General features: G+C 73.7%; 23 protein-coding genes and 2 tRNA genes. 17 read left to right on the forward strand and 8 right to left on the reverse strand.

Going from position 1 to position 24,732, the window contains the following annotated elements; all coding sequences use genetic code 11:
* Positions 1-64 precede the first annotated feature (64 nt).
* Positions 65-838 carry a hypothetical protein gene (locus BF93_RS16730; protein ID WP_038374223.1) on the reverse strand — a complete coding sequence of 258 codons (774 nt, stop codon included), beginning with the start codon at positions 836-838 and terminating at the stop codon, positions 65-67.
* 197 nt (positions 839-1,035) lie between these two features.
* On the opposite strand from BF93_RS16730, the gene BF93_RS16735 reads away from it, so the two are divergent.
* From BF93_RS16735 to BF93_RS16745, 3 genes are all read left to right on the forward strand, one after another.
* Entirely contained in the window at positions 1,036-1,329 is a 294-nt protein-coding gene (locus BF93_RS16735) for a hypothetical protein (RefSeq protein WP_038374225.1), read from the forward strand.
* 102 nt (positions 1,330-1,431) lie between these two features.
* Positions 1,432-1,519, forward strand: a tRNA-Ser gene (locus tag BF93_RS16740).
* A gap of 52 nt (positions 1,520-1,571) precedes the next feature.
* Positions 1,572-2,378, forward strand: a complete 807-nt coding sequence (locus BF93_RS16745; protein ID WP_038374226.1) for an ABC transporter ATP-binding protein — start codon at positions 1,572-1,574, stop codon at positions 2,376-2,378.
* 19 nt (positions 2,379-2,397) lie between these two features.
* Here the strand turns inward: BF93_RS16745 and BF93_RS16750 are convergent, their stop codons facing one another.
* Positions 2,398-3,240, reverse strand: coding sequence for an SDR family NAD(P)-dependent oxidoreductase (locus tag BF93_RS16750; RefSeq protein ID WP_038374227.1), 843 nt, complete (start codon positions 3,238-3,240; stop codon positions 2,398-2,400).
* A gap of 49 nt (positions 3,241-3,289) precedes the next feature.
* Complete coding sequence (locus BF93_RS16755) at positions 3,290-3,901, reverse strand: TetR/AcrR family transcriptional regulator (protein ID WP_051487124.1); 612 nt, start codon at positions 3,899-3,901, stop codon at positions 3,290-3,292.
* Between the two features lie 129 nt (positions 3,902-4,030).
* Between BF93_RS16755 and BF93_RS16760 the strand changes: the two genes are divergently transcribed.
* Entirely contained in the window at positions 4,031-4,864 is an 834-nt protein-coding gene (locus tag BF93_RS16760) for an alpha/beta fold hydrolase (protein WP_038374229.1), read from the forward strand.
* Between the two features lie 123 nt (positions 4,865-4,987).
* Here the strand turns inward: BF93_RS16760 and BF93_RS16765 are convergent, their stop codons facing one another.
* The gene (locus BF93_RS16765) at positions 4,988-5,347 is read right to left on the reverse strand and encodes a MazG-like family protein (RefSeq protein WP_051487125.1); all 360 of its coding nucleotides are present in this window, start codon (positions 5,345-5,347) and stop codon (positions 4,988-4,990) included.
* A 132-nt stretch (positions 5,348-5,479) separates the two neighbouring features.
* Between BF93_RS16765 and BF93_RS16775 the strand changes: the two genes are divergently transcribed.
* From BF93_RS16775 to BF93_RS16790, 4 genes are all read left to right on the forward strand, one after another.
* Entirely contained in the window at positions 5,480-6,781 is a 1,302-nt protein-coding gene (locus BF93_RS16775) for a M20 metallopeptidase family protein (protein ID WP_084148654.1), read from the forward strand.
* 21 nt (positions 6,782-6,802) lie between these two features.
* Positions 6,803-7,720 (forward strand): PfkB family carbohydrate kinase, encoded by a 918-nt coding sequence (locus BF93_RS16780; RefSeq protein ID WP_038374230.1) that lies wholly within the window; start codon positions 6,803-6,805, stop codon positions 7,718-7,720.
* A gap of 82 nt (positions 7,721-7,802) precedes the next feature.
* Positions 7,803-8,687: a Cof-type HAD-IIB family hydrolase gene (locus BF93_RS16785; protein ID WP_232226478.1), complete on the forward strand. Its 885-nt coding sequence runs from the start codon at positions 7,803-7,805 to the stop codon at positions 8,685-8,687.
* Positions 8,684-9,283, forward strand: coding sequence for a GNAT family N-acetyltransferase (locus tag BF93_RS16790; RefSeq protein ID WP_232226479.1), 600 nt, complete (start codon positions 8,684-8,686; stop codon positions 9,281-9,283). The genes BF93_RS16785 and BF93_RS16790 overlap by 4 nt, the downstream gene beginning before the upstream one ends.
* A 57-nt stretch (positions 9,284-9,340) precedes the next feature.
* Here BF93_RS16790 and BF93_RS16795 read toward each other — a convergent pair whose 3' ends face one another.
* Positions 9,341-9,709, reverse strand: coding sequence for a VOC family protein (locus tag BF93_RS16795; protein ID WP_038374232.1), 369 nt, complete (start codon positions 9,707-9,709; stop codon positions 9,341-9,343).
* A gap of 122 nt (positions 9,710-9,831) precedes the next feature.
* Here BF93_RS16795 and BF93_RS16800 point away from each other — a divergent pair, with 122 nt between their 5' ends.
* On the forward strand, positions 9,832-10,542 hold the full coding sequence (locus tag BF93_RS16800) for a M50 family metallopeptidase (RefSeq protein ID WP_038374233.1): 711 nt from the start codon (positions 9,832-9,834) through the stop codon (positions 10,540-10,542).
* 180 nt (positions 10,543-10,722) lie between these two features.
* On the opposite strand, the gene BF93_RS16805 is transcribed toward BF93_RS16800, so the two are convergent.
* Positions 10,723-12,984, reverse strand: a complete 2,262-nt coding sequence (locus tag BF93_RS16805) for a family 78 glycoside hydrolase catalytic domain (RefSeq protein ID WP_051487126.1) — start codon at positions 12,982-12,984, stop codon at positions 10,723-10,725.
* Between the two features lie 429 nt (positions 12,985-13,413).
* Here BF93_RS16805 and erm point away from each other — a divergent pair, with 429 nt between their 5' ends.
* The 3 genes from erm to BF93_RS16820 all read left to right on the forward strand — a co-directional run bounded on the left by erm (position 13,414) and on the right by BF93_RS16820 (position 15,442).
* Positions 13,414-14,184 carry a 23S ribosomal RNA methyltransferase Erm gene (erm, locus tag BF93_RS16810; RefSeq protein ID WP_051487133.1) on the forward strand — a complete coding sequence of 257 codons (771 nt, stop codon included), beginning with the start codon at positions 13,414-13,416 and terminating at the stop codon, positions 14,182-14,184.
* 141 nt (positions 14,185-14,325) lie between these two features.
* Positions 14,326-14,943, forward strand: a complete 618-nt coding sequence (locus BF93_RS16815; protein ID WP_038374235.1) for a biotin transporter BioY — start codon at positions 14,326-14,328, stop codon at positions 14,941-14,943.
* Positions 14,944-15,016: 73 nt separating this feature from the next.
* Positions 15,017-15,442, forward strand: coding sequence for a VOC family protein (locus BF93_RS16820; RefSeq protein WP_038374236.1), 426 nt, complete (start codon positions 15,017-15,019; stop codon positions 15,440-15,442).
* Between the two features lie 89 nt (positions 15,443-15,531).
* On the opposite strand, the gene BF93_RS16825 is transcribed toward BF93_RS16820, so the two are convergent.
* Complete coding sequence (locus BF93_RS16825; protein WP_198025471.1) at positions 15,532-16,545, reverse strand: YdcF family protein; 1,014 nt, start codon at positions 16,543-16,545, stop codon at positions 15,532-15,534.
* Between the two features lie 200 nt (positions 16,546-16,745).
* On the opposite strand from BF93_RS16825, the gene BF93_RS16830 reads away from it, so the two are divergent.
* The 5 genes from BF93_RS16830 to ppc all read left to right on the forward strand — a co-directional run bounded on the left by BF93_RS16830 (position 16,746) and on the right by ppc (position 22,131).
* On the forward strand, positions 16,746-17,222 hold the full coding sequence (locus tag BF93_RS16830) for a peroxiredoxin (protein WP_038374237.1): 477 nt from the start codon (positions 16,746-16,748) through the stop codon (positions 17,220-17,222).
* 92 nt (positions 17,223-17,314) lie between these two features.
* Complete coding sequence (locus BF93_RS16835; RefSeq protein WP_198025472.1) at positions 17,315-18,427, forward strand: glycosyltransferase family 2 protein; 1,113 nt, start codon at positions 17,315-17,317, stop codon at positions 18,425-18,427.
* Positions 18,428-18,527: 100 nt separating this feature from the next.
* Positions 18,528-18,617 (forward strand) — tRNA-Ser (locus BF93_RS16840).
* A 143-nt stretch (positions 18,618-18,760) separates the two neighbouring features.
* Positions 18,761-19,150 (forward strand): cupin domain-containing protein, encoded by a 390-nt coding sequence (locus tag BF93_RS16845; RefSeq protein ID WP_232226480.1) that lies wholly within the window; start codon positions 18,761-18,763, stop codon positions 19,148-19,150.
* A gap of 155 nt (positions 19,151-19,305) precedes the next feature.
* A complete protein-coding gene (ppc, locus tag BF93_RS16850; protein WP_038374238.1) occupies positions 19,306-22,131 on the forward strand; it encodes a phosphoenolpyruvate carboxylase in 2,826 nt (941 codons plus the stop codon).
* Between the two features lie 266 nt (positions 22,132-22,397).
* Here ppc and BF93_RS16855 read toward each other — a convergent pair whose 3' ends face one another.
* Positions 22,398-24,626 (reverse strand): HAD-IB family hydrolase, encoded by a 2,229-nt coding sequence (locus tag BF93_RS16855; protein ID WP_038374239.1) that lies wholly within the window; start codon positions 24,624-24,626, stop codon positions 22,398-22,400.
* Positions 24,627-24,732 lie beyond the last annotated feature (106 nt).

The raw sequence follows: 24,732 nt of genomic DNA on the forward strand, positions 1-24,732 counted from the left end.
CGAGCGTAGGCACCGGACGGGCGTAGGCACCGGAGGAGCGCAGGCACCGGACGGGCGCGGAGGGTCAGGCGATCCTGCGGATGACGGGCGCCTCGACGGCGATGTCGTTGGCGTACGTCTGGATGCAGGAGTCGCCGAAGGCATTGGTCTGGCGCAGCCGGCCGGTGTTGCTGCTGTCGGTGGCGATCCGGCCGAAGGACCAGGTGAGCTGGAACGTGAAGGTTCCCTGCCTGTCGACGGTGAACCGGAATCCGTACTGGGTGCGGCCCAGGTTCGCGGACACGTAGGCGGCATTCGTGCCGGACCCGGTGGTCGGGTCGACGAAGCCATGGGCTGTCACGCCGGTGCTCATGCCGGAGATCGATCCCAGAGCAACGGTGCTTCCCGTGGACGAGAGGACCGACGGCGTCATGTACGCCGTGACCGGATTGCCGCGGTAGGCGGCCGCGTAGTACCGCAGCTCATAGGTGCCGGGCGCGAAGCAGACCGCGCGGCGATAGGCGAAGGACGCCCCGTTGACCCGGGGGTCGCGTTCTCCGACCTTGGCGTTCGTCACTCCCTGCAGCGACGTGACGTTCCGGCCGTAATAGCAGCGCGAGCCCCCGCTGGGGTTGAAGGACCGGGGTGCCCCGGCGAGCGTCCCGGTCCCGTCGACGAAGTTCGCCGTGCTCAGCACCTCTTCCCACTCCGCATCCCACGGGAGGGTGGCCGTCTGGCCGACGGCGAGATCGACGCTGATGCAGGTGGTGCTGGCGGCATAGGCCGGAGCGGTCATCGACACCGCGACGACCGGGGTCGCCCAGGTCGCCCCGCGCATCAGCGTCCGGCGCGTGGGCATTGCTCGTGTCTGGTCCATGCGGCGGAAGCTACCAATGGGAAACTTGCGGGACGAGGGATATTTTCTGGACAGTCGTTCATGTCACAGCGGGAGGCGGCACGGGACGGTGGCTGTGTGTCCTGCGTCCCATCGCCGTGAGGACCTGTGCCCCCGCGGCGTCCGCAGGGCAGCGTCCGATCACGAGAGAGTCCTCGAGCATGCCCACCACGCCCTCCCTGCCGTCCGTTCCCCGCCCCGAGCACGAGCAGTTCGCCGAGCTCTGGCGGGAGGTGGCGCGGCGAGCCGTCCGGGTGCGCGACCGCGCGCTGTCGGATACGGACGCGGACCCGGAGCGTCTGGAGGCCCTGGACGGCCAGGTGCGCCGCGTGCGCGAGCTCGCCGCCCGGTGGGAGCGCGACCTCCGTGATGCGGGGCCCGAGGAGCCGGTGCACGTCGCCCTCGATCGGTGCCTCGTCGAGCTCCGCCAGGCGCTGGACGGGAACGATCTATGATCGCGCCCCGGGCCGTGCCGCCACGGGAGGTTCCGGGGCGCGTCCGCCCGGGCGAGTCGCGATAGGCTCGTCCGCGGCGCCAAGGAGGGTCGACGGCGCCATGGAGGGTTGACAGAGCGGCCGAATGTGGTGGTCTTGAAAACCACTGTGCGGCAACCCCGTACCGCGGGTTCGAATCCCGCACCCTCCGCGTTCCGGGCCCCGGCAGGCGACTGCCGGGGCTCGTCGTCGAGAGGAGCCGGATGAGCGAGCGGGTGCTGGAGCTGCAGGGTGTGAAGTTCCATCGCGGGGACAAGCAGATCCTCGCGGAGGTCGACCTCGAGGTGCGCGCGGGGGAGCACTGGGCGCTGCTGGGCCCCAACGGGGCCGGCAAGTCGACCCTGCTCAGCTTCTGCGGGGCCCGGGAGTTCCCCAGCCGCGGCACCGTCGACGTGCTGGGCCGGCGGATGGGCCGTGTCGCGATCTCGGAGCTGCACCGCGAGATCGGCCACGTGAACCCGCGACACCCTCTCGATGTCGCCCTGAGCATCCGCCAGGTGGTCCTCACCGGCCTCACCGGCACCATCGATCTGCCGCCGCGCTGGGAGCCGAGCCCCGAGCAGCTGGCCCGCGCCGATCGCCTGGTCGCGGGCATCGGCCTGGCCGATCGCTCCGCCTCCCGCTGGCCGGTCCTGTCGCAGGGGGAGCGGGGCCGGGCGCTGGTGGCCCGCGCCCTGATCGGGCAGCCCCGGCTGCTCCTGCTGGACGAGCCGACCACGGGCCTGGACCTCGCCGCCCGCGAGCAGCTGCTGGACACCCTCGACGCCCTCGCCCACGAGGAGCCGGACGTGGCGACGGTGCTGGTCACCCACCATCTCGAGGAGCTGCCGGAGAGCACCACGCACGCCGTGCTGCTCGCGCACGGGCGGATCCTGGCGGCCGGTCCGGTCGCCGAGGTCCTCACCTCGCAGGCGGTCAGCGCGGCCTTCGCGCATCCCATCGAGGTGCGTCACGACGAGGGCCGATGGAGCGCCCGCGCCCTGCGCCACGGCCGCGGTCTGCGGGCCTGACGGCGCGGGCGCGCGGGCGTCAGGCGTCCAGGCCGACGGCCTCGGCGCTGCGCCGCCACAGCCGGTCGGCGAGGTCCGGGTCCTCCGCGAGGGGATTGACCTTCGTCGTGGGCCGGCGCTGGTCGTAGTAGCGGCCGGAGGTCCAGGTGGTGCCGGGGGTGCCGGTGAGGAACCAGGCGAGGTTCTGCCCGCCCTGCTCGGCGGTGATCATGGTGCGCCGGCCCAGGGCTGAGGCGTAGAACCAGCGCATCGGCCCCGTGGTGCTCGCGCCGAAGCCGGTGGCGACCACGCCGGGGTGGAAGGCGGCGGCGCTCACGCCCTCGCCGTGGACGCGGTCGTGCAGGCCGCGCGTGAACAGGACGTTCGCGAGCTTCGCCGCGCCGTAGGCCTCCAGGGCGCTGCGGTGCGGGGTCCGACCCGCCGTCTCGGGGTCCAGCCGTCGCGGGATCCGATGCGCCATCGACGAGGTGGTGATCACGGCGCCGCGGCGGGCCTGCAGCTGCGGCAGCAGCAGGTTCGTCAGCAGGAACGGGGCGAGATGGTCGACCTGCCAGGTGAGGTCGAGGCCGTCCTCGGAGAGGTCCCGCCGCCCGAAGATCCCGCCGGCGTTGTTGGCCAGCGCGTCGATCCCCGTCCCGTCCACGCGGTCCGCCAGCTGTGCGGCGAGCTCGCGGACCTGCGCCAGGCTCGCGAAGTCGGCGATGAGGTGCTCGGCCCCCGTCTGCCGTGCGACCTCCGCGGTCTTCGCCGGGGAGCGGCCGACGAGGATCAGCCGGTCGCCGCGCCCGGCGAGCAGGCGGGCCGCCGCCGCGCCGATCCCGTCGGAGGCGCCGGTGATCACGATGGTGCGGGAAGGGGTCATCGGGGGCCTCGATCCAGGGTCGTCGTCGGGGGTGATCTGCGCGCCGGGGTCATGGCCGCGCGCCGGCGGTGGCGTCGGAGGCGTCGAGGAGGGTCTCGGCGGCGGCGCGCGCGTGCTCGGCAGGCTCGGCGGTGCCGAGGATCGCCGCGGTCGTCTGCGCGCCCTCGGCGAGCAGGGCCAGCTGCGGGGCGAGCTGCTCCGGCAGCCCTGCCTCCCGGACCAGCTCGGCCATCCGCGCCTGGAAGCCCTCCTTGTGCTCGCGCACGTACTGCGCGATCGACGGGAATCCGGGGCCCATCTCCCCGAAGGCGTTGACGAAGCCGCAGCCGCGGAAGGACTCCTCGGTGAACCACTCGGCCAGGAAGTCGAACACCGCCAGGACCCGGCCGCGGGGCGAGCCGGCCGCGGCGACCGCGGCCTCCACGCCCTGCTCCCAGATCCCGTGGCGGTGGCGCAGGACGGCGAGGATCAGGGACTCCTTGCCGGGGAACAGGGCGTACAGCCGCTTGAGGGAGACGCCCGCCGTGCTGCGCACCTCGTCCATGCCCACCGCGGTGATGCCGCGGGAGTAGTAGAGCGCGTCCGCGGCGCGGACGATCTGCGCGCGCAGCGCCTCGTTCGCCTCCGGCGCCGCGCCTGCGCCGCCTGTCCTCGTCGCCATGCCGGTCCTCTCCTCCACCGCCCGTTCGGGAACTTCTCCGCCGCCCCGCTTGCGCGGGGAACGATCGTTCTCTATTGTAGTCGACAGGAGGGAGAACGACCGTTCTCCCCTGGTCGAGAGGAACGCATCATGGGCACCATCACCGTCGGCACCGAGAACAGCACCCCCGTCGAGCTCTACTACGAGGACCACGGCAGCGGGCGTCCCGTCGTCCTCATCCACGGCTACCCGCTGGACGGATCGTCCTGGGAGAAGCAGACCGCGGCCCTGCTCGAGGCCGGCCACCGCGTGATCACGTACGACCGGCGCGGCTTCGGGCGCAGCGCCAAGGTCACCGAGGGCTACGACTACGACACCTTCGCGGCGGACCTGAAGGCCGTGCTGGAGACGCTGGACCTGCGCGACGTGGTCCTGGTCGGCTTCTCGATGGGCACCGGCGAGGTGGCGCGGTACATCTCCCGCTTCGGATCCGAACGGGTCGCGAAGGCGGTGTTCCTCGGCTCGCTCGAGCCGTTCCTCCTGCGCACGCAGGACAACCCCGAGGGCGTCCCGCAGGAGGTCTTCGACGGGCTGAAGGCCTCCGTCACCGAGGACCGCTACGCCTTCTTCACGGCGTTCTTCCGGGACTTCTTCAACACCGACGACACCCTCGGCAGCCGCCTCAGCCCCGAGGCGCTCGCGGCGAACCAGCAGCTGGCCTACAACGCCTCGCCGTACGCCTCGATCGCGGCGCAGCCGGCCTGGCTCACCGACTTCCGCGAGGACGTGCCCCGGATCGACGTGCCGACCCTCATCGTCCACGGCACGGCGGACAACATCCTGCCGATCGACGCGACCGGACGTCGCTTCGCCCAGCTCCTCCCCGAGGCGGAGTACCACGAGATCGAGGGCGCCCCGCACGGCCTGCTGTGGACGCACCACGCGGAGGTGAACGCGCTGCTGCTCGACTTCCTCGGCCGCTGATCGGACGCCGTCGGGGCGGGCCCGGCCCGCCTCGACGGCCCGCCCGCCTCGACGGCCCGCCCGCCTCGACGGCCCGCGGCGCGGCGAGGAGCTGCCGGCCGCCGCGCGGGTCGCCGGGACGGGTCAGCTCTGCTGTGGATCCGACGGACCGGGGACCTCGAGCCCGGCCCGGCGCAGCGTCGCGGCGACCTTCTCCTCGAGCAGGGGGATCGAGCGCGCATCGTGCCCGCGCAGATGCTCCAGGGCCGCCAGCGCCGTGATCGCCACGTCCAGCAGCTCCGCCTCGACATCGGCGTGCGCATGGGTGACGCCCTTGCGCGGGTTCTGGCCGGTCGCGCCGATGTAGGCGGCGACGACCTCCCCGGCCTCCTCGGTGATCTTCGCCAGGCGCGCCCAGGTGACGGCCTCCGGGTCTCGGTGCGCGCTGCCGCGGTCGATCCAGGCGCTGAGCTCGGCGATGCCGCGGGAGGTGGGGTCGGACATGGGAGGAGCCTATGCCGCCCGAGACCAGGTGCCGCCTGAGACCCGGTGGAGCCCAGCGGCCCGCCGCGCGAGGATGGCAGGATCCACGGGCCGCATGCGGATCGCGGCCGGAACGAGGGCGAGGAGCATCGGATGACGCAGCACGAGCAGCGGCCGGAGCAGGCCGGGGCGGGCATCGGCGCAGGTCCCGGGACGGCATCCGGCCCGGGCGCGGTCGCCGCCGGCGGCGGGCTCCGCGTCCCCGACGGCTTCCTCGAGGACCTCATCGCGCTGCGCCGGCGCCTGCACGCCCACCCCGAGGTGGGGCTGATGCTGCCGCGCACCCAGGAGATGATCCTCGAGGCGATCGCGGACCTGGACCTCGAGATCGCCCTGGGCACCGAGACCACCAGCGTCGTCGGCGTGCTGCGCGGGGGCCGGCCCGGGCCGGCGGTGCTGCTGCGCGGGGACATGGACGGCCTGCCCGTGGTCGAGGCGACCGGCCTGCCCTACGCCGCGGACACCGGCACCATGCACGCCTGCGGCCACGACCTGCACATGGCGGGACTGGTCGGGGCGGCACGCCTCCTCGCGGCGCATCGCGAGGAGCTGCCCGGCAGCGTGATCCTCATGTTCCAGCCGGGGGAGGAGGGCTACGACGGCGCCGGGGTCATGCTGCGCGAGGGCGTGCTCGAGGCCGCGGGGGAGCGGCCCATCGCCGCCTACGGCATCCACGTCAGCGCCGATGCCCCCTCCGGGCAGATCTCCACCCGGGCCGGCACCCTGATGGCGGCGTTCTCCGTGCTCGAGGTGCGCGTGATCGGCCGCGGCGGCCACGGCTCGCGGCCCCATGAGGCCCTCGACCCGATCCCCGCCATGGCGGAGATGATCACCGCCCTGCAGACCCACGTCACCCGTCGCACCAGCGTCTTCGACCCGGTGGTGGTGACGGTCGGCGAGGTCCATGCCGGCAGCGCCCCGAACATCATCCCGGGCGAGGCCCATTTCCGGGCGGGGGTGCGGACCTTCTCCCCGCGCATGGCGACCCGGATGGCCGCGCAGCTGCCGGAGCTCGTGACGGGCATCGGCCGCAGCCACGGGCTCACCGTGGAGGCGACCTTCCGCACCGTGCTGCCGGCGACCATCAACGACGACGCCGAGGCCGGCTTCTTCGCACGCACCGCCCAGGGGATCTTCGGCGCCGAGCGGTACGTCGATCTCGAGAACCCGCGCACCGGCTCGGAGGACTTCTCCCGCGTCCTCGCCGAGGTGCCCGGCGCGTACGGCTTCGTCGGCGCCGCGAAGGACTTCGACCCGGAGGACATGCCCGCCTCCAACCACTCGCCGATGGCCGTGTTCGACGACTCCGTCCTCGCCGACCAGGCCCTGCTGCTGGCGACCCTCGCCCGGGACCGGCTGCGCGCCGCCGCCGGCGAGGGCGACCCCGCGATCTGAGCCGCGAACGGTGGAGGAGCGATGACCACGACCCATGCCCCGGGGCGCGTCTGCGTGCTCGGCAGCGCCAACGTCGACGACGTCCGGGAGGTCGACCGCTTCCCGCGCCCGGGAGAGACCGTCTTCGCGCGCTCGCGCACCCGCGTCCCCGGCGGGAAGGGCCTGAACCAGGCGATCGCCGCCGCCCGAGCAGGCGCCGCCACCGCGCTGCGCGCCCGCATCGGCCGCGACGAGGAGGGGCGGATGCTGCGCGCCGCCGCCGCCGGAGCCGGCGTGGACACCGCCGGGATGCTCGAGGTCCCCGCGGCCACCGGCAGCGCCGCGATCCTCCGCGACGGCGCCGGGGAGAACTCGATCGTCGTGGCCGGCGGTGCCAACGCCGCCTTCACCGAGCTCACTGCCGATGATCTCGCCGCGATCGCCGCCGCCGACGTCCTCCTCCTGCAGGGCGAGGTGCCCGTGGTCGCGCTCGAGCAGGCGGCCGTCCACGCCCGCGACCACGGCACCCGGGTGATCCTCACCCCCGCCCCGGTGCAGGAGTTCGGCGCCGACCTCCTCTCGGCGGTCGACCTGCTGGTGCCCAACGAGCACGAGGCGTGTGCGCTCGCCGGGCTCGAGGACCCGCGGGCCGCGGCCCGGGCGCTGACGGCAACGCGCCGCCGCGTGCTCATCACCCTGGGAGGTCGGGGCGCCGCGCTCGTGGACCCGACGGGGACCGTGCAGGAGATCCCGTCGGTCCCGGTCCGCGCCGTGGACACCACCGGCGCCGGGGACGCCTTCTGCGGAGCGCTGGCCGCACGCTTGGCCGCCGGCGCGGAGCTGCCGGAGGCGGCCCGATGGGCCGCGGCCGCGGCCGCGCTCTCGGTCACCCGGGAGGGCTCGGCGACCTCGCCGGCGCGCGAGGAGGTCGAGCAGCTGCTGGACCGCCCGCCGGTGTGAGCCTCGTCCGCCGGTGCGGCAGCACCGGCGTCGGCCGCGTAGATTCGAGGCAGCCCCGCCCCGACGATCGGAGACCCGCCCCGTGACCACGCAGACCACCGCCCCCGTCCCCGCCTCCTGGCGCGAGATCCCCGAGGGCGCGGTCGACCTGCGGCTCGTCGTCGTCGACATGGACGGCACCCTGCTGCTGCCCAGCGGCGAGGTCCCTGCCGCGTTCTGGCCCGTGCTCGAGCGTCTCGAGGAGCGCGGCATCGCCTTCGTCCCCGCGAGCGGCCGCCAGCTGGCCACCCTCCGCGCCGGCTTCGGGCCCCACGGCGTGACCAGCTTCGTCGCCGAGAACGGGACCGTCGTGGTGCGCGAGGACGAGATCGTCGCGACCACCGCCCTGGAGACCGCCGTCGCCCGCGAGGCGATCCTCGCCGCCCGCGAGGCCGGGGCCGGGCGGCCGCTCGGCATCGTGCGCTGCGGCGTCCACGGCGCCTGCGTCGAGCAGGCCGACGAGGAGTTCCTCCAGGTCGCGGGCCAGTACTACCACCAGCTCACCGTGGTCGAGGACCTCCTGGCCGTCCAGGACGAGGTCATCAAGGTCGCCGTGCACGACGCGATCGACGCCGCCCCGACCGCCGAGGCGGTCTTCGCGCGCTTCGCGCCCGCCCAGCAGGTCGTCGTCTCCGGCAAGCACTGGATCGACGTCATGCCCGCCACGGCCGACAAGGGCCGCGGGGTGCGCGCCCTGCAGGAGGCCCTCGGCGTGACGGCGGCGCAGACCGCCGTGTTCGGCGACTACCTCAACGACCTGCCCATGTTCCCCGTGGCCGAGCACTCCTTCGCCATGGCCGATGCCCATCCCGACGTCGCCGCCGCGGCGCGCTACGGCGCTCCGAGCAATGCCGATGCCGGCGTGGTCCAGGTCCTCGAGCACCTGCTGGGCGACGCGTCGGTCCCCTCCGGCAGAATGCGCGGGTGAGCATTCCCCCTCCGAGCCCCGACCTCCGCCTCCACCGCACCGAGCGTCTGCGCCTGGACGCCCCCGGCCCCGAGGACCTCGAGCCCCTGCACGAGATCTACGCCGATCCCCGGGTATGGACGCACTACCCGAGCCAGCGCTTCACCGATCCCGCGCAGACCGCGGCCATGCTCGACCGCTTCCAGGGGAGCTGGCAGCGCGCCGGGCTTGGACCGTGGATCGTCCGCCGGCACGACGCCGACCCTGCCGACCCCTCCACGGTGCTCGGCAACGGAGGCTGCGACCTGCGCGGGCAGGAGCCGGACGGGCTCTTCTGGAACCTCGGATACCGCCTCACCCCCGCCGTGCAGGGCCTCGGTCTCGCCGGAGAGCTGGCCCGGGCCGCCGTGGATGCGGCACGCGCCCTCCGGCCCGAGCTGCCCGTGATCGCGTACCTCCTCGAGGAGAACCGGGCCTCCCGGCGCGTGGCCGAGAAGACGGGGCTGTGCCTGCGGCATCGGGCTCCCGACGCCGGGAACCCCGATCCGCAGGCCGTGCGCCTGGTGCTGGCGGACCGGGAGCTCACCCCGGCGCAGCTCGCCTCCGCGCTGCACTGATCCGTCCGGGCCCGGGATGCCCGAGATCAGGGGGCTCGAGGTCAGGCGTGCTCGAGGTCAGGGGTGCTCGACATCGTCCCCCACGCAGAAGACGTTCCCCTCGGGATCCTCCATGATCGTCCACGCGAAGCCCTCCATCGCGTGGGTCTCCCGTTCGGTCGCGCCGAGCTCGCGCAGCCGGGCCACCGCGGCCAGGCGGTCCCCGCCGCCCCCGTCCAGATGCAGCCGGTTCTTGCCGGGCGTCGGGTCGGGGACCTGCTGGAAGGCGAGGCGGGGCGTGGTGCCCAGCGCGATGTACTCGCCGTAGTCCTCCACGACGGGCGCGCCGGTGGCCTGCGACCAGAACGTGGAGAGGGCGCGGGCGTCGCGGCAGTCGACGGTGATCATGCCGATCCGATAGGCGGTGGCGGCATCGGTGGTGGTCATGGGTCCTCCTCGGACGACGGGGTCGGTGCGGTCGATGCTCGCAGCCGGAGCGGACAGGACCTGACCGCGAACCCCGCCCGGGGCCTCAGCACCGCCCCAGCGCTGCGTGCCACCATGCCCGGATGGACCTCGAACAGCTCCGGGACGACGTCTGGGACCGGGTCGTGCCCGCGAGCGGGCTGGACGCCGGGTGGTGGGCGCTGCTGGCGCTCGCCGTGGCCCTGGTCGCCGTGGTCGTGCCCGTGATCTGGCTGCGGGCCCGGCTCGCGGTGACGATCGTGCACGAGCTGGGGCATGCCGTGATCGGCATGCTGCTGGGCCGCCGCTTCACGGGCTTCGTGGTGAGCGCGGACATGTCGGGGCACGCGGTGACGGTGGGGCCGCGCCGGGGATTCGGCCGGGTGGCCTCGACCTGGGCCGGGTACCCGGCGCCCGCCGTGGTCGGGGCGCTGCTCGTGCAGCTGGCCTTCGGAGGCTGGGCCGGCGCGGTGCTGCTGGCGGCGCTCGTGGTCCTGGTGCTCAGCGTCGTCTTCGCCCGCAGCGCGCACACCGTCCTCACGGTCCTGGTGACCGCGGCGCTGGTCGCCGCCGTGTGGTGGTGGGGCGGGCCGCTCGGCGCCGCGTGCCTCCTGCTCGGCGCGGGCGTGCTGCTCCTGCTGGGGGCGTGGCGCCACCTGGGCTCGGTGATCGCCACCGGGGGACGGCACGACGATCCGGGGCAGCTCGCCGAGCTCACCGGCGTGCCCGCCTGGCTGTGGAACGGGACGTTCGTCCTCGTGATCGGGGCCTGCACCTTCTGGGGCTGGACGGCCCTGTCCCCGCACCTAATGTGACCGCTCGGCCCCACCGCTTCCCGCTCCCGCACATGCGGCCCCGCCGCTCGCAGCTCCCGCTCATCCCGCCGCGCGGGTCGCAGGTCCTGCGCATTCGGCCGCGCCATCCCGCCGCGCGGGTCGCGGGTCCTGCGCATTCGGCCGCGCCGTCCCGCCGCGCCGCCGGCGGCCCAGCTCCCCTCACCAGTGCCGGGTGTGCTCCCCGGCGCCGAGCGTCTCCTCGAGGCCGGGCAGCCGCAGGCGGACCCGGGCCCCCGCCGGCACGGAGGCGTCCAGGCGGTGCTCCCGGCGGTCCACGGCGACCCGGAAGGTCCCCGCGACGCTGCGCCGCATCAGCTCGACGCGGTCCACGGGCACCGCAGGATCCGGGGCGAGCACCGCCTCGGTCCAGCCGTCCGCTCCGCGGCGCAGACCGGCCACGTGTTCGTGGATCCACGTCTGCGGCGTGCCCATGAAGTAGTGCGAGCAGGAGCGCGGCTGTTCCCACATCTCCATGAAGGTCGAGTTCCCGGCCTCGAGCCAGGCCCGCCACCCCGGCGCCGTCGGATTGGTGAGGACCCGCCAGGCGAGATCGCCGTGCCCCGCCTCGGACAGCGCCCCCAGCAGGTACCGCACGCCGATGTGGCCGCAGTCGTGGTGATCGCCCCGGCGGCCGATCTCCTCGACCAGCCGCGAGACCACCGCTTCCCGGGCCGCGGCGGGGACCACGTCCCAGGCCAGGGCCAGGGCGCTGACCGTCATCCGGAATCCGCCGTCGCGGCCGATGCGGTACTCACCCGCGCCCGCATCGAGGAAGGCCGCGTTGACGGCCCGCTCGAGGGACGCGGCCTGCTCGCGCAGGCGCCGCGCATCGGGGGAGAGGGCATCGGCGGCTGCTGCGGGACGGCGGCGGGCGAGGTCGAGGTCCAGGGCATGGGCCAGCCGTCGCAGCGCCCGGGCCACGAAGAGCGTGCCGGTCAGGCGCCGGTCCTCGGGGGCGGGCCCGGGGGATCCGGGCGTCAGGTAGTCGCCGAGGACCCCGTCGATCAGTCCGTCCGCATCGCGCCGGGCGAGCTCGTGATCCAGGTGGGCGCGGGCCGCCGCGGAATGCTGCGCGACCACGTCCGCATCGCCGTACTCGGTGGCCAGGTGGTCGATGAGGACCGGGAACAGCGTGGTCCACTCCGGGGCCGGGGACAGCTCGGTGTATCCCCAGCCGGGCGTCGGGGCGATCACGGGCAGGGAGCCGTCCGGGCGCTGGGCATCGGCCTGCTGCTGCAGGAACGCCCGCAGCGTGCGGTGGGCGGCGAAGCTCGCGGAGAAGGACTCCAGCGCCACCAGTGCGTCGCCGGTCCAGCCGTTCTTCTCGTGCATCGGCGTGTCGGTGGGGACGTGGTGGAGGTTGTTGGCGAGGGAGGCGCGCATCGCCGCGTCGAAGCGCTCGAGGTACGGCTCGGAGCTGCGGAGGCTGCTCGCGACGGCGAGATCGGCGTGGGCGTGGATCCCGGTGGTCTCGAGCATGTCCAGGTCCCCGGCCAGCACGTCGATCTGCACGTAGCGGAAGCCCTTGTAGCTGAACTGCGGCGCGAAGGAGCGGGCGCCCGATGGCTCCAGCCGCACCTCGTCGCACTGGAAGCGCGGGGTCCAGATGTGCTCGTTGTCGTCATCGACCGTGCCGTCCGGGCGCAGCTTCTCCCCATGGCGGGCGGTGAAGGCCAGCGGCGCGGCCTCGGCGGGGACCTCCGCCCGCAGCGCGTAGCGGCACCAGCCGGCGATCACCCGGCCCATGTCCAGGATCAGCCGGCCCCCGTCGCGCCGCACGACCTGCGGTCGGATCTCGGCGACCTCGACGACCCCTTCCGCCTCGCGCAGCTGCAGGGTCTCAGGGGCTGCGGCCGGCTGCGGCTCGAGCACCGGCAGCCAGGCGGAGTCGTCGAAGCCGGGGCGCGTCCACGCCTCGACGTCGGCGCCGGGCTCGGGGGCGAAGGTCTCGCCCTCGTACACCGAGTCGGCGGTGACGGGGCCGGGCCAGGTGCGCCAGGTGTCGTCGGTCCGGATCACGCGGCGGGTGCCATCGGCCAGCTCGATACTCAGGTGCGCCCATGCACGGACGGGGCCGCGCCACGGCGCCTGCTCCCAGCGCCACACGTTCGGCGTGGTCAGGGCATGGAACCCGCGGCCCAGGGCGATGGCCAGGACGTTCTGCCCCGGGCGCAGCAGGTCGGTGGGATCGGCCTCGCACACGAGCACGCGCCGGCGCGGATCCGTCAGCCCCGGGTCCAGGCGGGTGGGCAGCGCCTCGGCGCCGTTGACCCGGGCGCGGAACACGCCGAGCCCGGTCACCAGCAGCCTCGCGCGCAGCGGGGCGGCCGGCAGCGTGAAGGCGGTGCGCAGCAGGGGGTTCTGGGGGTCCTCGCCGGGAGCGGTGATCCAGCGGGCGAGGTCGGCGTCGATGCCGGTCATGGGGATCCTCCGAGGGCTCCCGCGGGGTCGGGAGCGCTCTGCCATCGTAGCGGCCCCGATGCCGCATCGGCCGGGGTGAAAATCCGTTGCCCGGTCGCCGGGGGATTCCGTACGGTCGTCGCCGTGGGTATCACCGCCAGCATGTTCATCCGGATCCGCCGCCGCTGACGGCGCGGATCCCGGACCCCTTCGACGATCTCGCGCCGCCCCCGGTCCCCGCCGGGCGGTGCCCGTCTGCTGCGCCCGCTCGGCTCCCGCCTCCCCGAGGAGCCCCCGTTGCATCGTCGCCCCCGCCATCCGTCCCGCACCCCCGCGCCGTCCCGCACCCCTGACCCACCCCGCACCCCTGTCGCACCCCGCACGCCTGCGCCGTCCCGCTCCCCGGAACCGTCGCGCGCCCGCCCGCCCCGGGCCCCCGGCGCGCACGAGCTGGGCCAGAACCATCTGCGCGATCGCCGGATCATCGAGCGCATCGTCCGGCGCGTCGAGGAGGTCCCCGGGGACATCGTCGACTGGGGCGCCGGGGACGGGGCCCTCACCCTCGCGCTGCTGCGCCTTCGCCGACCGATCGAGGCCGTCGAGATCGATCCCCGTGCGGCGCAGGCCCTCGCCCGGCGCGCCGCAGCGCAGGGGACCGGATCCGCGGACCGGCTGCGGATCCTCCAGCAGGACCTCCTGCGCCATCGGCCGGCGCCGGGGACGGTCGTCGTGGCCAACCTTCCCTTCCACCTCACCACCGCGGCGCTGCGCCACCTGCTGTCCTCGCGCGGATGGCGGCGGGCGGTGCTCATCACGCAGTGGGAGGTCGCGCGCAAGCGCGCCGGTGTGGGCGGCGCCACCATGATGACCGCCCAGTGGTGGCCCTGGTACGAGGTCCGCCTCGACGGGCGGATCCCGCAGTCGGCCTTCCGCCCGCGCCCCGGCGTGGACGCGGGCCTGCTGGTGGTCGACCGGCGCCGCCGGCCCCTGCTCCCCGCCGCGGAGCAGGGCGAGCACCAGCGGTTCGTCCGCCGGGTCTTCACCGGCCCCGGGCGGGGGATCGCCCAGGTCCTGCAGCGCGCCGGCGGGCTCGGCGAGGTCGCGGCGCGGGAGTTCTGCGCCCGCCACGGGTACGCGCCCAGCGCGCTCCCGCGCGAGGTCGACCCGGCGCACTGGATCGACGCCCGCGCCGCCTCCCGCCCCGGACGACGGGGCCGATGACCCCCGGTGCGGCGGGCGGCGGCCCCGGGGCGGCGGCCGGCGATCCCCGGCGCCGGGTGCTGCCCGGCGGGACCGTGTGGCCGGGGCAGGGCCACCTGTCCTACGCTTGCCGTTCACCGCCCGATCCGCCCGAGGAGTCCGATGTCCGCGATCGCCGTCCCGGCCCGCCGTCCCGTCCTTGCCGACGCCGTCCTGCCGCGCGCCACCTGGCTGACCGATCTCGCCCTCGTGCTCGGCGGCGCCGCGTTCGTCGCCCTGCTGGCCCAGGTGACGATCCCGCTGCCGATCGTCCCCATCACCGGCCAGACCCTGGCCGTGATCGTGGTCGGCGCCTCCCTCGGCGCGCGCCGAGGGGCCGCGGCCCTGGTGACCTACCTGCTCGCGGGCCTCGCGGGCGCCCCCGTCTTCGCCGGGCTCACCGGCTCGATCGCGGCGGTCGCCACCCCCAGCTTCGGCTTCATCCTCGGCTTCATCCCGGCGGCGTTCGTCGCCGGGGCCTTCGCCGAGCGCTCCTGGGACCGGCGCTCCTGGAAGGCGTTCCTCGGCTTCGTCGCCGCGAGCATCGTGCCCTTCCTCCTCGGCGTGCCGTACATGGCGATGATCCTGAACGTCGTCCTGGGCGCGCAGTACGACCTCGCGGGCATCCTGCAGGTCGGCGTCACCCCGTTCATCCTCGGCGGCCTCGTCAAGGCGGCCATCGCCGCCGTGCTCATCCCGCTGGCATGGCGGGGAGTGCGCGCCGTCGACGAGCGCGCCTGACCGGACCCCGTCCCCGGAGGCACCTCCGGCGAAGGACCTGCCGGAGGAGCCGATCGTGGGGCATCATCGGCTCATGCAGCAGCGCATCAGCTTCATCACCCTCGCGGTCCGCGATCTCGACGCGAGCCGCGCGTTCTACCTCGACGGCCTCGGCTGGAGCGCCGAGCTGGACGTGCCCGGCGAGGTGATCATGATCCGGGCCGGCCAGCACCTGATCCTCAGCCTGTGGCGGGCCGAGGAGTTCGAGGCAGAGGTCGGGCCGATCGTCCGCGGCGTGGGCGTCCCGCCGATCACCCTGGCCCACAACGTGGCCTCGCCCGACGAGGTCGACGCCGTCCTGGAGACCGCCCGCGAGGCCGGTTCCCCCGACGTCTCCGCGGCGGCCTCGCGCGCCTGGGGCGGGTACACCGGCTACTTCGCCGACCCGGACGGCTTCCGCTGGGAGATCGCGTACAACCCCGGGGAGATCGGACTGTCCGTGCTCCCGGACCAGGGCTGAGCGGGCCGGGCCGTCCCGACGGGGCGTGCCCGCCGATCAGCCCCCGCGGACCCGACGCGCTCGGACGGGGCCGCATCGGCCCGGGGGCCTCAGGCCGTGAGCAGGCTCGCGGTCAGCAGGACGGTCACCGCGACCGAGGGCACCAGGGCGGCCACGTTCCACCAGCGCCGGTAGGTCATCACGGCCACGAACTCCCGCAGGGTCGCGCTGGGGACGTAGTAGGAGGCGGTCCGGCCGCCGACGGCCTGGTCCGCGAAACCCAGGCTGCGCGCGATGAGCGCCGCGCGGAACGCGTGGTACCGGCTGGTGACCACCGTGAACGGGCCGCTGAGGCCGGCCTCCTCCAGCAGCCGGTGCGAGAAGATGATGTTCTCCTCCGTGGTGCGGGACTCCCGCTCCACGAGCACGCGCTCCGCCGGCACCCCGGCCTCCTCGACGAGGTACTCGGCCATCGCCTCGGCCTCGGCGCGCGGCTCGTCCGGGCCCTTCCCGCCGGAGGGCACGAGCACGGGGTCGATGCCGCGGGCCAGCAGCTCCTCGCGGCAGGCGACGCCGGCGTCCAGACGCGCGCGCAGCAGCGGCGTCACCCGGCCGCGGATCAGCCCGGAGCCATGGACGATGACGCCGGGGGAGTCGAGCCGCAGCGGGAAGGACTGATAGAGCAGGGAGGCCGCCAGGAAGATCGCGAAGGCGAGGCTGAGGTGCAGGGAGACCAGCCCCAGCAGCACCCCCAGGCCGATCCCGAAGGGGTTGCGGGTGAGCACCAGCGCGAGGGCGAGCACCGGGGCGGCGAACACGGCGAGCCCCGCGAGCAGGGAGAGCGCATTGCCCAGGCTGCGGCCCTCCTTGCGCAGGATCGTCAGCCCGTTCGCCACGAGGAACGCCCCGAGCGCGAGCACCGCCGGGATCACGGAGAGCGTCGTCGCCAGGCTCCACACCCCGCCGAAGGGGACCAGCGTCGAGACCAGGTGCAGCACCAGCGAGATGCTCGACCACAGGGCGCACAGCAGCAGCGCGCCATTGCGCACCCGCCGCCTCTCGCGGCGGAACACGACCAGGAACAGCGCCCACCACAGGGCGGTGAGGACGATGGCACCGAGCACGGCAGGGCTCCTCGAGCAGGACGGACGGGCGGTCGGGGGCCATCGTGGCACACGCCGCAGGCACCGCCTCCGCGTCGCTCCCAGGAACCCGGGCCGGCCCGGGGAGATACTGGACGGGTCCGCGCGCACCACCGTCCGCGCCGCGGGCAGGCAAGGACCCACCCCATCGCCGCCGTGTGCGGCCGAGGAGCCCAGAACCCGTGAGCACCCCGCCCGTCAAGCTCGCCGTCGGCGACACCGCCCCCGCCTTCGACCTGGCCACGGCCGGAGGAGGCCGGGTCCGCCTCGAGGATCTGCGGGGAGCGCCGGCCCTGATCTGGTTCTACCCCGCGGCCAACACCAGCCTGTGCACCAAGCAGGCCTGCGACCTGCGCGACAACCACCGCCTGTTCGTGGACGCCGGCTACCGCGTCGTGGGGATCTCCCCGGATCCGGTGGCCGAGCTGGACCGCTTCGCGGCCGAGCAGGACCTCCCGTACACCCTCGCCTCCGACGAGTCCCACGCAGTGATGGCGGCCTACGGCGCCTGGGGCGAGAAGAACATGTACGGCAAGCTCGTCGAGGGCACCATCCGCTCGACCTTCGCGATCGACGCCGACGGCGTGCTGACCTTCGTGAAGTACCGCGTGGGCACCCCGAAGCACATCGCGCTGCTGCAGGAGAAGCTCGGCCTGTGACCGGCCAGGAGCAGAGCGCGGCGCCGCGGACGGTTCCCCCCGCCGTGGTACGTTCCCCCCGAGACCCGGTCGCGAACAGGGAAAAGGTGTCGGTGACGGATGTGAATGCCACGGCCCCGATCACGGTGCAGGGCGAGGACGAGGACGCGCAGCAGTCTCCCGCCGAGCCTGCGGACGGCGAGGTCCCCCCGGCGCTGGTGTCCTTCGTGATCCCCTGCTACAACTCCGCCGACTACCTCCACCGCGCCGTCGAGCCGCTGCTGGCGGCCCCCGAGCACGTGGAGATCGTGCTGGTGAACGACGGCTCCCGCGACGCCACCGGGGAGATCGTGGACCGCTACGCCGCCGCGCACCCCGGGACCGTCCGCGCGGTCCACCGCGAGAACGGCGGCCACGGCGCGGCGATGGACAGCGGCATCTCGGTGGCCCGCGGCACCTACGTGAAGGTCCTCGACAGCGACGACTGGACGGACCCGCTGGCCCTGGGGGAGTACCTGCGCCGCCTGCGCGACTGGGTCACCTCCGGCGAGCAGCCCGATGTGGTCATCACCAACTACGTCTACGAGAACGAGGGCCGCGGCTCCCGCCGCCGCGTCCGCTACGGCTCGTTCATCCCCGAGGGCCGGATCTGCACCTGGGACGACCTGCGCCGCCCCCGCGTCGGGCGGTACCTGCTCATGCACGCCCTCACCTACCGGCGCGAGGTGCTGCGGCGCTCCGGGGTCTCCTTCCCCCCGCACACCTTCTACGTCGACAACCTCATGGCGGCCATCCCGCTGCGGGAGGTGCGCACGCTCGCCTACCTCGACATCGACCTGTACCGCTACTACATCGGCCGCGAGGACCAGTCGGTGCAGGAGTCGGTGATGCTCACCCGCATCGACCAGCAGCTGCGGGTGAACCGCCTGCTGGTGGCCGCGCTGCGCTCGACGGAGATCGCCGATGCCCGGCACCGCCGCTACCTGCTGCACTACGCCACCATCGTCTGCAGCGTCTCGCTGACGCTGACCGCGCTCGCCGGGACCGAGGAGTCCCGCCGCGACCGCAAGGACCTGCTGCTGTACGTCAAGCGCACCGACCCGCGCGTGTACAAGGCCTTCCGCCGCTCGCCGACGGGCCTGCTGCTGTCCGTGCCCGGCCGCGGCGGCGAGATGCTGGTGCGCTCCTCCTACCGGATCGCCCGGAAGTACATCGGCTTCAACTGACCGAGAGGACGTGACGTGATCCGCATCGGGTCCTTTTGGTCGCCGGGCCCTGCTCGGGTAGGCTGATCCGGCGTGCCCGACGCTCCGGCGGACGGCACCAGGAGACGTGGCAGAGCGGCCGAATGCGCTCCCCTGCTAAGGGAGTAGGCGGTGAAAAGTCGCCTCGGAGGTTCAAATCCTCTCGTCTCCGCCCCTATGGGCCAGAGGCTCCTCGGACGTGTCCGGGGAGCCTCTCTCGTGCCCGGGCGCGACGGCGATCGGTGCGAATGCTCCGCGGCCGGAGCAGTGCGCGGATACAGTGATGTGGACCACTCCGCCACCCCAGGAGGATCCATGAGCACGTCCGAATCCGTCTCCGGCACCCCGGACGAGATCTCCGCGACCGAGACGATCCCCGAGCTGGTCGAGCGCCACCTGTGGGCGGCGCGCATCGCCGAGCACGGCCGCAGCGCGCAGCTGCTGATCCACGACGGGGTGCTGCGCCAGAGCATCATCGCCGTCACCTCCGGCACCCGCCTGCACGAGCACAACGCCCCGCATGCCGCGTCCCTCCAGGTCCTCTCCGGGCGGATCGCGCTGACCGGGCAGGACGCGGTGCAGGAGATCGTCGCCGGGGAGCTCGAGCCGATCACCCACGCCCGTCACGGCATCGAGGCGCTCGAGGACAGCGTGTTCCTTCTCACCGCCGTGACGAGCCTTCCGGAGGACCTCAGAGCCCCCTGACCTGCACAGACGCTGCGGGACTCCCAGATGGGGGACAGGTGGCGGCGCACCTGAGGGCGGGTTGTAGTCTTTCCCCCGTCCGTTCAGTGCCGACCGGCCGCTCCGCCGCGCGCGCAGTCGGCCGGACCCGGCGCCGCCGAACTCCAGGAGGCCCCGTGCCCGACGCCGACGCGTTCAGCGTTCCCACCCTGACCAGCGAGTTCCCCGTGGTCGGGGACGACCCGCACATCGATGCGCCTCTGCGCGCCACCGTCCGCAGGCTGTCCACGCTGCTGGGCCGCACCCTCGCCGACCAGCACGGCCCCGAGCTGCTGGAGCTGGTCGAGGACGTGCGCCGCCAGACCAAGGAGGCCAAGGCCTCCGACCGCACCGAGGACGCCCTGGCCGTCCAGGAGCGCCTGGCCGCCCTGCCCATCGAGCAGGCGACCTCGCTGACCCGCGCCTTCACCGAGTACTTCCTCCTGGCCAACGCCGCCGAGCAGGTCTACCGCGTGCGCGCGCTGGGCGAGCGCTCCGCGGCGCAGTCGCTGATGGCCCGCACCATCCGCGCCGTCCACGACAAGCTGGGCGCCGAGGGCCTGCAGGAGGCCGTCGACTCCCTGGACGTGCGCCTGGTGTTCACGGCGCACCCCACGGAGGCCTCCCGCCGCGCCGTGCTGACGAAGCTGCGCTCGATCTCCGACCTCCTCGAGCACGAGACCGAGGAGGGCACCCCGGAGCGCCGCCGTCAGGACCGTGCGCTCGCCGAGCTCATCGAGACGCTCTGGCAGACCGACGAGCTGCGCAGCCAGCGCCCCACCCCGCAGGACGAGGCGCGCAACGCCCTCTACTACCTCAAGCAGATCTACCAGCACACCATGCCGGGACTGCTCGACGACCTCCGCGACGAGCTCGCCGAGCACGGCGCGGAGCTGCGCGAGCGCGCCGTGCCGCTGCGCTTCGGCTCCTGGATCGGCGGCGACCGCGACGGCAACCCCTTCGTCACCGCGCAGGTCACCCGTGAGGTGCTGCTGCTGCAGGCGGAGAACGCCATCGAGATCTCGATCAACGTGCTCACCGAGCTGCTGGCCGGGCTGTCCGTCTCGAGCGTCCTCACCGGCGACGACGAGGAGCTGCGCGCGAGCCTCGCCGCGGACCTCGGCCTGCGCCTGGACAGCGACCCCGAGCAGCAGTCGATGTACCAGCAGGAGCCGTACCGCCTCAAGCTCGACGCGATGCGCGCCAAGCTCGTCGCGACCCGCGAGCGGATCCGCTCCGGCGAGCCGCACGTGCCCGGCCGCGACTACCGCGACGGCCACGAGCTGCAGGACGACGTCACGCTCCTGCGCGACGTGCTGCGCCGCCACGGCGGCACCCGCGCGGCCGACGGCTCCCTCGCCGTCGCCCAGCAGGTCCTCGCCGGCATCGGCCTGAACCTCGCCACGCTCGACATCCGCGAGCACGCGGAGAAGCACCACGAGCTGCTGGCCCGCCTGTTCGACCGCGTCGGCGAGCTGGAGGTGCCCTACCTCGAGCTGAGCCGCGAGGCCCGCACCCGCGTGCTCTCCCACGAGCTCGCCTCCCGTCGCCCGCTCGTGGGCAGCGACCTCACCGAGAACGCGACCGTCCTGGACGACGCGACCCGCACCACGTACAACGTGTTCCGCGAGATCCGCGAGGCGCAGCGCACCTACGGCCCCGAGGTCATCGAGACGTACATCGTCTCCATGACCCGCGGCGCGGACGACGTCCTCGCCGTCGCGCTGCTGGCCCGCGAGGCGGGGCTCGTGAGCCTCGCCGGGGAGGACAAGCGCTCCGACATCGGCTTCGCGCCGCTGCTGGAGACCGTCGAGGAGCTGCGCCACGCCGGCGAGATCCTCGACGAGCTGCTCAGCGACCCGTCCTACCGGGAGATCGTCCGCCTGCGCGGGGATCGCCAGGAGGTCATGCTCGGCTACTCCGACGGCAACAAGGACTCCGGCGTCGTCACCAGCCAGTGGGAGATCCACCAGGCCCAGCGGCGCCTGCGCGACGCGGCCGCCGAGCACGGCGTGACCCTGCGCCTGTTCCACGGCCGCGGCGGCTCGGTGGGCCGCGGCGGCGGCCCCACCTACGACGCGATCCTCGCCCAGCCGTACGGCGTGCTCGAGGGATCGATCAAGTTCACCGAGCAGGGCGAGGTCATCTCCGACAAGTACACCCTGCCGGTGCTCGCCCGCGAGAACCTCGAGCTGTCGATGGCCGCGGTCCTCGAGGGCTCCGCGCTGCACACCACCCCGCGCTCGACCCCGGAGCAGCTGGACCGCTTCGGCGAGGTCATGCAGAAGGTGTCCGATGCGGCGTTCGCCCGCTACCGCACCCTGGTCGACGACCCGGACCTGCCCGAGTACTTCGTGACCTCCACCCCGGTGGAGCAGCTGGGCGACCTGAACATCGGCTCGCGCCCCTCCAAGCGCACCACCTCGGAGAAGGGCCTCGACGGCCTGCGGGCGATCCCGTGGGTGTTCGGCTGGACCCAGTCCCGCCAGATCGTCCCGGGCTGGTTCGGCGCGGGCTCCGGCCTGAAGGCCGCGCGCGAGGCCGGCCTCGAGGCCGATCTGCACGAGATGCTCCGCCACTGGCACTTCTTCCGCACCGTCGTCTCCAACATCGAGATGACGCTCGCGAAGACCGACATGGACATCGCCGCGCACTACGTGCGCTCCCTCGTTCCGGAGCGCCTGTGGCCGCTGTACGACCGGATCCGCGAGGAGTACGAGCTCACCGTCGCGGAGATGGAGCGGCTGACCGGGGTGCTGAACCTGCTGGACAACCAGCCGATCCTCAAGCGCACCCTCACCGTCCGGGACCGCTACCTCGACCCGATCTCCTACATGCAGGTCGCGATGCTCCAGCGCGTGCGCGCCGCCGCGGAGCGGGGCGAGCCCGTGGACGAGGGCCTGCAGCGCGCCCTGCTGACCACCATCAACGGCGTCGCCGCGGGTCTGAAGAACACCGGCTGATCCGCCGCGTCACCCTCCGCACGGCCCGGACAGGCACCCCGCCTGCCCGGGCCGTGCGTCGTCCGGGGCGGATCCGGGACCCGCGGGGCAGCGAGCGCCGGCAGACCGGGCGCTCACGGCGGCGGATCCGGCGCCACGACGACCGAGTGCCGGGTGGCGAGCCGGATCCGCAGGGGATCTGGCTCGCCACCCGGCACTCGTGAGGTCGTGCCGCCGGGGTCAGCGACCGGCGGCCGCGTCGGGGGTCGCCCGTCGAGGGCCGGGGGTCACCACTCGAGGATGGCCCAGCGCTTCTTCTTGGCGACGGAGTAGAGGCCCAGGTCGGGGCTCACGGCGGAGGGGGTGCCGACGAGCTCGAGCCAGGAGGCATCGGCCATCGAGTCGCCGTAGCCGTAGGAGGCCTTGAGGTTCGCACCGCGCTGGTCGGCGTACTTGGCCAGCCAGTTGGCGCGGGCCTCGTCCACCACCGGGGGAGTGGCGAGGTAGCCGGTGAGCACGCCGTTCTCGTCCACGTCCATGGTGGTGGCCACGACGTCGTCGAAGAGGTCGGCCAGCGGCTCGACGAGGACGTCGAGCGCACCGGTGACCAGGACGGTGCGGTGCCCGGCGGCGCGGTGCTTCTCGATCAGGGCGAGGGCCTCGGGGCGGATGGAGGCGCGGATGCGCCGACCCAGCTCGCCGCTCATGAGGGCGCGCAGGTCCTCGGCCCGGTAGCCCTCGTAGCGGCGGTTGACCATGCGGATCAGCTCGGAGCGGTTGCGCTGCTCGGCCCGCAGGTAGGCGGGGACGGTGCGCAGCAGCGAGCCGATCTCCAGGGCCCACTGGGTGCGCGGCTTGGTGGCGCGGACCACGGCGAGGTACTGCTGGATGACGTTGGTGGAGATGACCGTGCCGTCGAGGTCGAAGACGGCCAGGGCGTCGGGGGACTCCTTGAGCGGGCCGGCGGGGCGGGCGGCGCGGGTGCGCAGCGCGGCCTTGCCGCGGGAGTAGGCCTTCGTGAGCTCGGTGACCGCCGGCAGGTGGAGGTCCTGGAAGTAGTCGCGCCACACGATGGTGGTGACGTCGAAGTCCTGCTTCTCGAGGAACTCGGCGGGCAGCTCGGCGCGCAGGGCACGGGTGTTGGCGTCGTCGAAGACCATCTCGGTCTTGGTGTACTGGCGGTACAGCTCGATGTACTTGCGCAGCGTCGTCAGCCCCGAGGAGGCGCGGTGCAGCGAGGAGGTCCACTCGCGGGTGCGCCGCGAGGAGGGCAGGTGCGCGACGACGTTCTGGCCGACCTTGGTGGCGATCTCCTTGGCGCGGAACTTCTGCTCGACCATCTCCACGGCCGGGAAGGTCCACTCGGGGACGGCGACCTCGCGGCCCTTGTCGTCCTGCAGCGGGTGCTCGAGGAAGTACTCGCGCACCGCGCTGACCATCTCGTGGAAGGGCAGCGGGTTCGAGGCGCCGGAGACGACCTGGTAGTAGGCCTCGTCGCCGCGGCGGGAGACGTCCTGGGTCGCGAGCGCCACGATCACGTTGACCACGAAGTCGACGGGGATGATGTCGAGGATCGAGTCGGCCAGCCCCGGGAACTCGGGCAGCACGCCCTTGCCGTAGGCCATGATCAGCGGGTCGGCGACCTTGTAGCCGTCGATCCAGCCCGGGAAGGGACGCCGCAGCGCGGACTCGATGATGGACGGGCGCACGAAGGAGACGCGGTGGCCGGCATCGGCCCACATCTCCTCGGCCACGCGCTCGGCCATGGCCTTGGTGAAGGTGTAGATGTCGGTCCAGCCGACGGACTGGGCGCGGGTGCGGCCGAAGTCGATCAGGCGCTCCTGCATCCACTCGCGGCGGGCCTCCTCGGCCGATGCGGCCGCGGCCTTGGGGCCCATGCGCCCGTCGCGCAGGGCGGCGGTGCGCATGCGGGCGCGCAGCGTCTCGGGACGGCGGGACTCGGCCTCGACGCGGACGCGGGCGTCCAGGGCGGCGTCGTACTCCGCGGACCAGTCGACGTCGTGGACCAGGCGGCCCTCCTGGCGCAGGCCCTTGGAGATGCCGCCGACGTAGGCGGTGGACACGTGGATCACGTGCGGGTCCTGCCCGGAGTCGCGCAGCGCCTGGTAGAGGTTGCGGGCGCCGCCGACGTTGGTGCGGAAGGCCTCGTCGATCGGCGGGTCGAAGGACACCGAGGACGCGGAGTGGATGACCGTGTCGAAGGTCGTGGTCAGCTCCGGCATGGCGGTGAGGTCGCCCTCGAGCGCGCTCACCCGGGCGTCGAAGATCTCCCGGACCTCATCGGCCCCGGCGCGCTGGGCCCAGGAGGCGAAGACGGGCTTGCGCAGCAGGCCCTGCAGGCGCTTCATGCCGCCGACGGAGCCCTTGGGGCGCACCAGGGCCGTGACGTGGACGTCCTCGGTGTTCTCGAGCAGCGACTGCAGGACCGCCTGGCCCAGGAATCCGGTGACCCCCGTGAGGAGGATCTGGCGGGCGGCGGGGGACGAGTTCGACATGCAGCGGTTCCCTTGGGTCGGCGGGCCCGCACGTGCGGGCCGGGAAGGAGCGGTTCTGTGCGGCAGTGCCCTGCAGGCGGATCCCGTGCGCAGGGCTCCGTGCACG

The sequence above is a fragment of the Brachybacterium phenoliresistens genome (assembly GCF_000576425.1).
GTDB lineage: Bacteria > Actinomycetota > Actinomycetes > Actinomycetales > Dermabacteraceae > Brachybacterium > Brachybacterium phenoliresistens.

What these genes read in the sequence shown, in the direction of transcription:
- BF93_RS16750 (WP_038374227.1), bottom strand. Translation starts at nt 3,240, where the DNA reads ATGACCCCTTCCCGCACCATCGTGATCACCGGCGCCTCCGACGGGATC.
- BF93_RS16745 (WP_038374226.1), top strand. Translation starts at nt 1,572, where the DNA reads ATGAGCGAGCGGGTGCTGGAGCTGCAGGGTGTGAAGTTCCATCGCGGG.
- BF93_RS16755 (WP_051487124.1), bottom strand. Translation starts at nt 3,901, where the DNA reads ATGGCGACGAGGACAGGCGGCGCAGGCGCGGCGCCGGAGGCGAACGAG.
- BF93_RS16795 (WP_038374232.1), bottom strand. Translation starts at nt 9,709, where the DNA reads ATGACCACCACCGATGCCGCCACCGCCTATCGGATCGGCATGATCACC.
- BF93_RS16775 (WP_084148654.1), top strand. Translation starts at nt 5,480, where the DNA reads ATGACGCAGCACGAGCAGCGGCCGGAGCAGGCCGGGGCGGGCATCGGC.
- BF93_RS16800 (WP_038374233.1), top strand. Translation starts at nt 9,832, where the DNA reads ATGGACCTCGAACAGCTCCGGGACGACGTCTGGGACCGGGTCGTGCCC.
- BF93_RS16730 (WP_038374223.1), bottom strand. Translation starts at nt 838, where the DNA reads ATGCCCACGCGCCGGACGCTGATGCGCGGGGCGACCTGGGCGACCCCG.
- BF93_RS16815 (WP_038374235.1), top strand. Translation starts at nt 14,326, where the DNA reads ATGTCCGCGATCGCCGTCCCGGCCCGCCGTCCCGTCCTTGCCGACGCC.
- BF93_RS16845 (WP_232226480.1), top strand. Translation starts at nt 18,761, where the DNA reads ATGAGCACGTCCGAATCCGTCTCCGGCACCCCGGACGAGATCTCCGCG.
- BF93_RS16765 (WP_051487125.1), bottom strand. Translation starts at nt 5,347, where the DNA reads ATGTCCGACCCCACCTCCCGCGGCATCGCCGAGCTCAGCGCCTGGATC.
- BF93_RS16780 (WP_038374230.1), top strand. Translation starts at nt 6,803, where the DNA reads ATGACCACGACCCATGCCCCGGGGCGCGTCTGCGTGCTCGGCAGCGCC.
- BF93_RS16735 (WP_038374225.1), top strand. Translation starts at nt 1,036, where the DNA reads ATGCCCACCACGCCCTCCCTGCCGTCCGTTCCCCGCCCCGAGCACGAG.
- BF93_RS16820 (WP_038374236.1), top strand. Translation starts at nt 15,017, where the DNA reads ATGCAGCAGCGCATCAGCTTCATCACCCTCGCGGTCCGCGATCTCGAC.
- BF93_RS16855 (WP_038374239.1), bottom strand. Translation starts at nt 24,626, where the DNA reads ATGTCGAACTCGTCCCCCGCCGCCCGCCAGATCCTCCTCACGGGGGTC.
- BF93_RS16805 (WP_051487126.1), bottom strand. Translation starts at nt 12,984, where the DNA reads ATGACCGGCATCGACGCCGACCTCGCCCGCTGGATCACCGCTCCCGGC.
- BF93_RS16760 (WP_038374229.1), top strand. Translation starts at nt 4,031, where the DNA reads ATGGGCACCATCACCGTCGGCACCGAGAACAGCACCCCCGTCGAGCTC.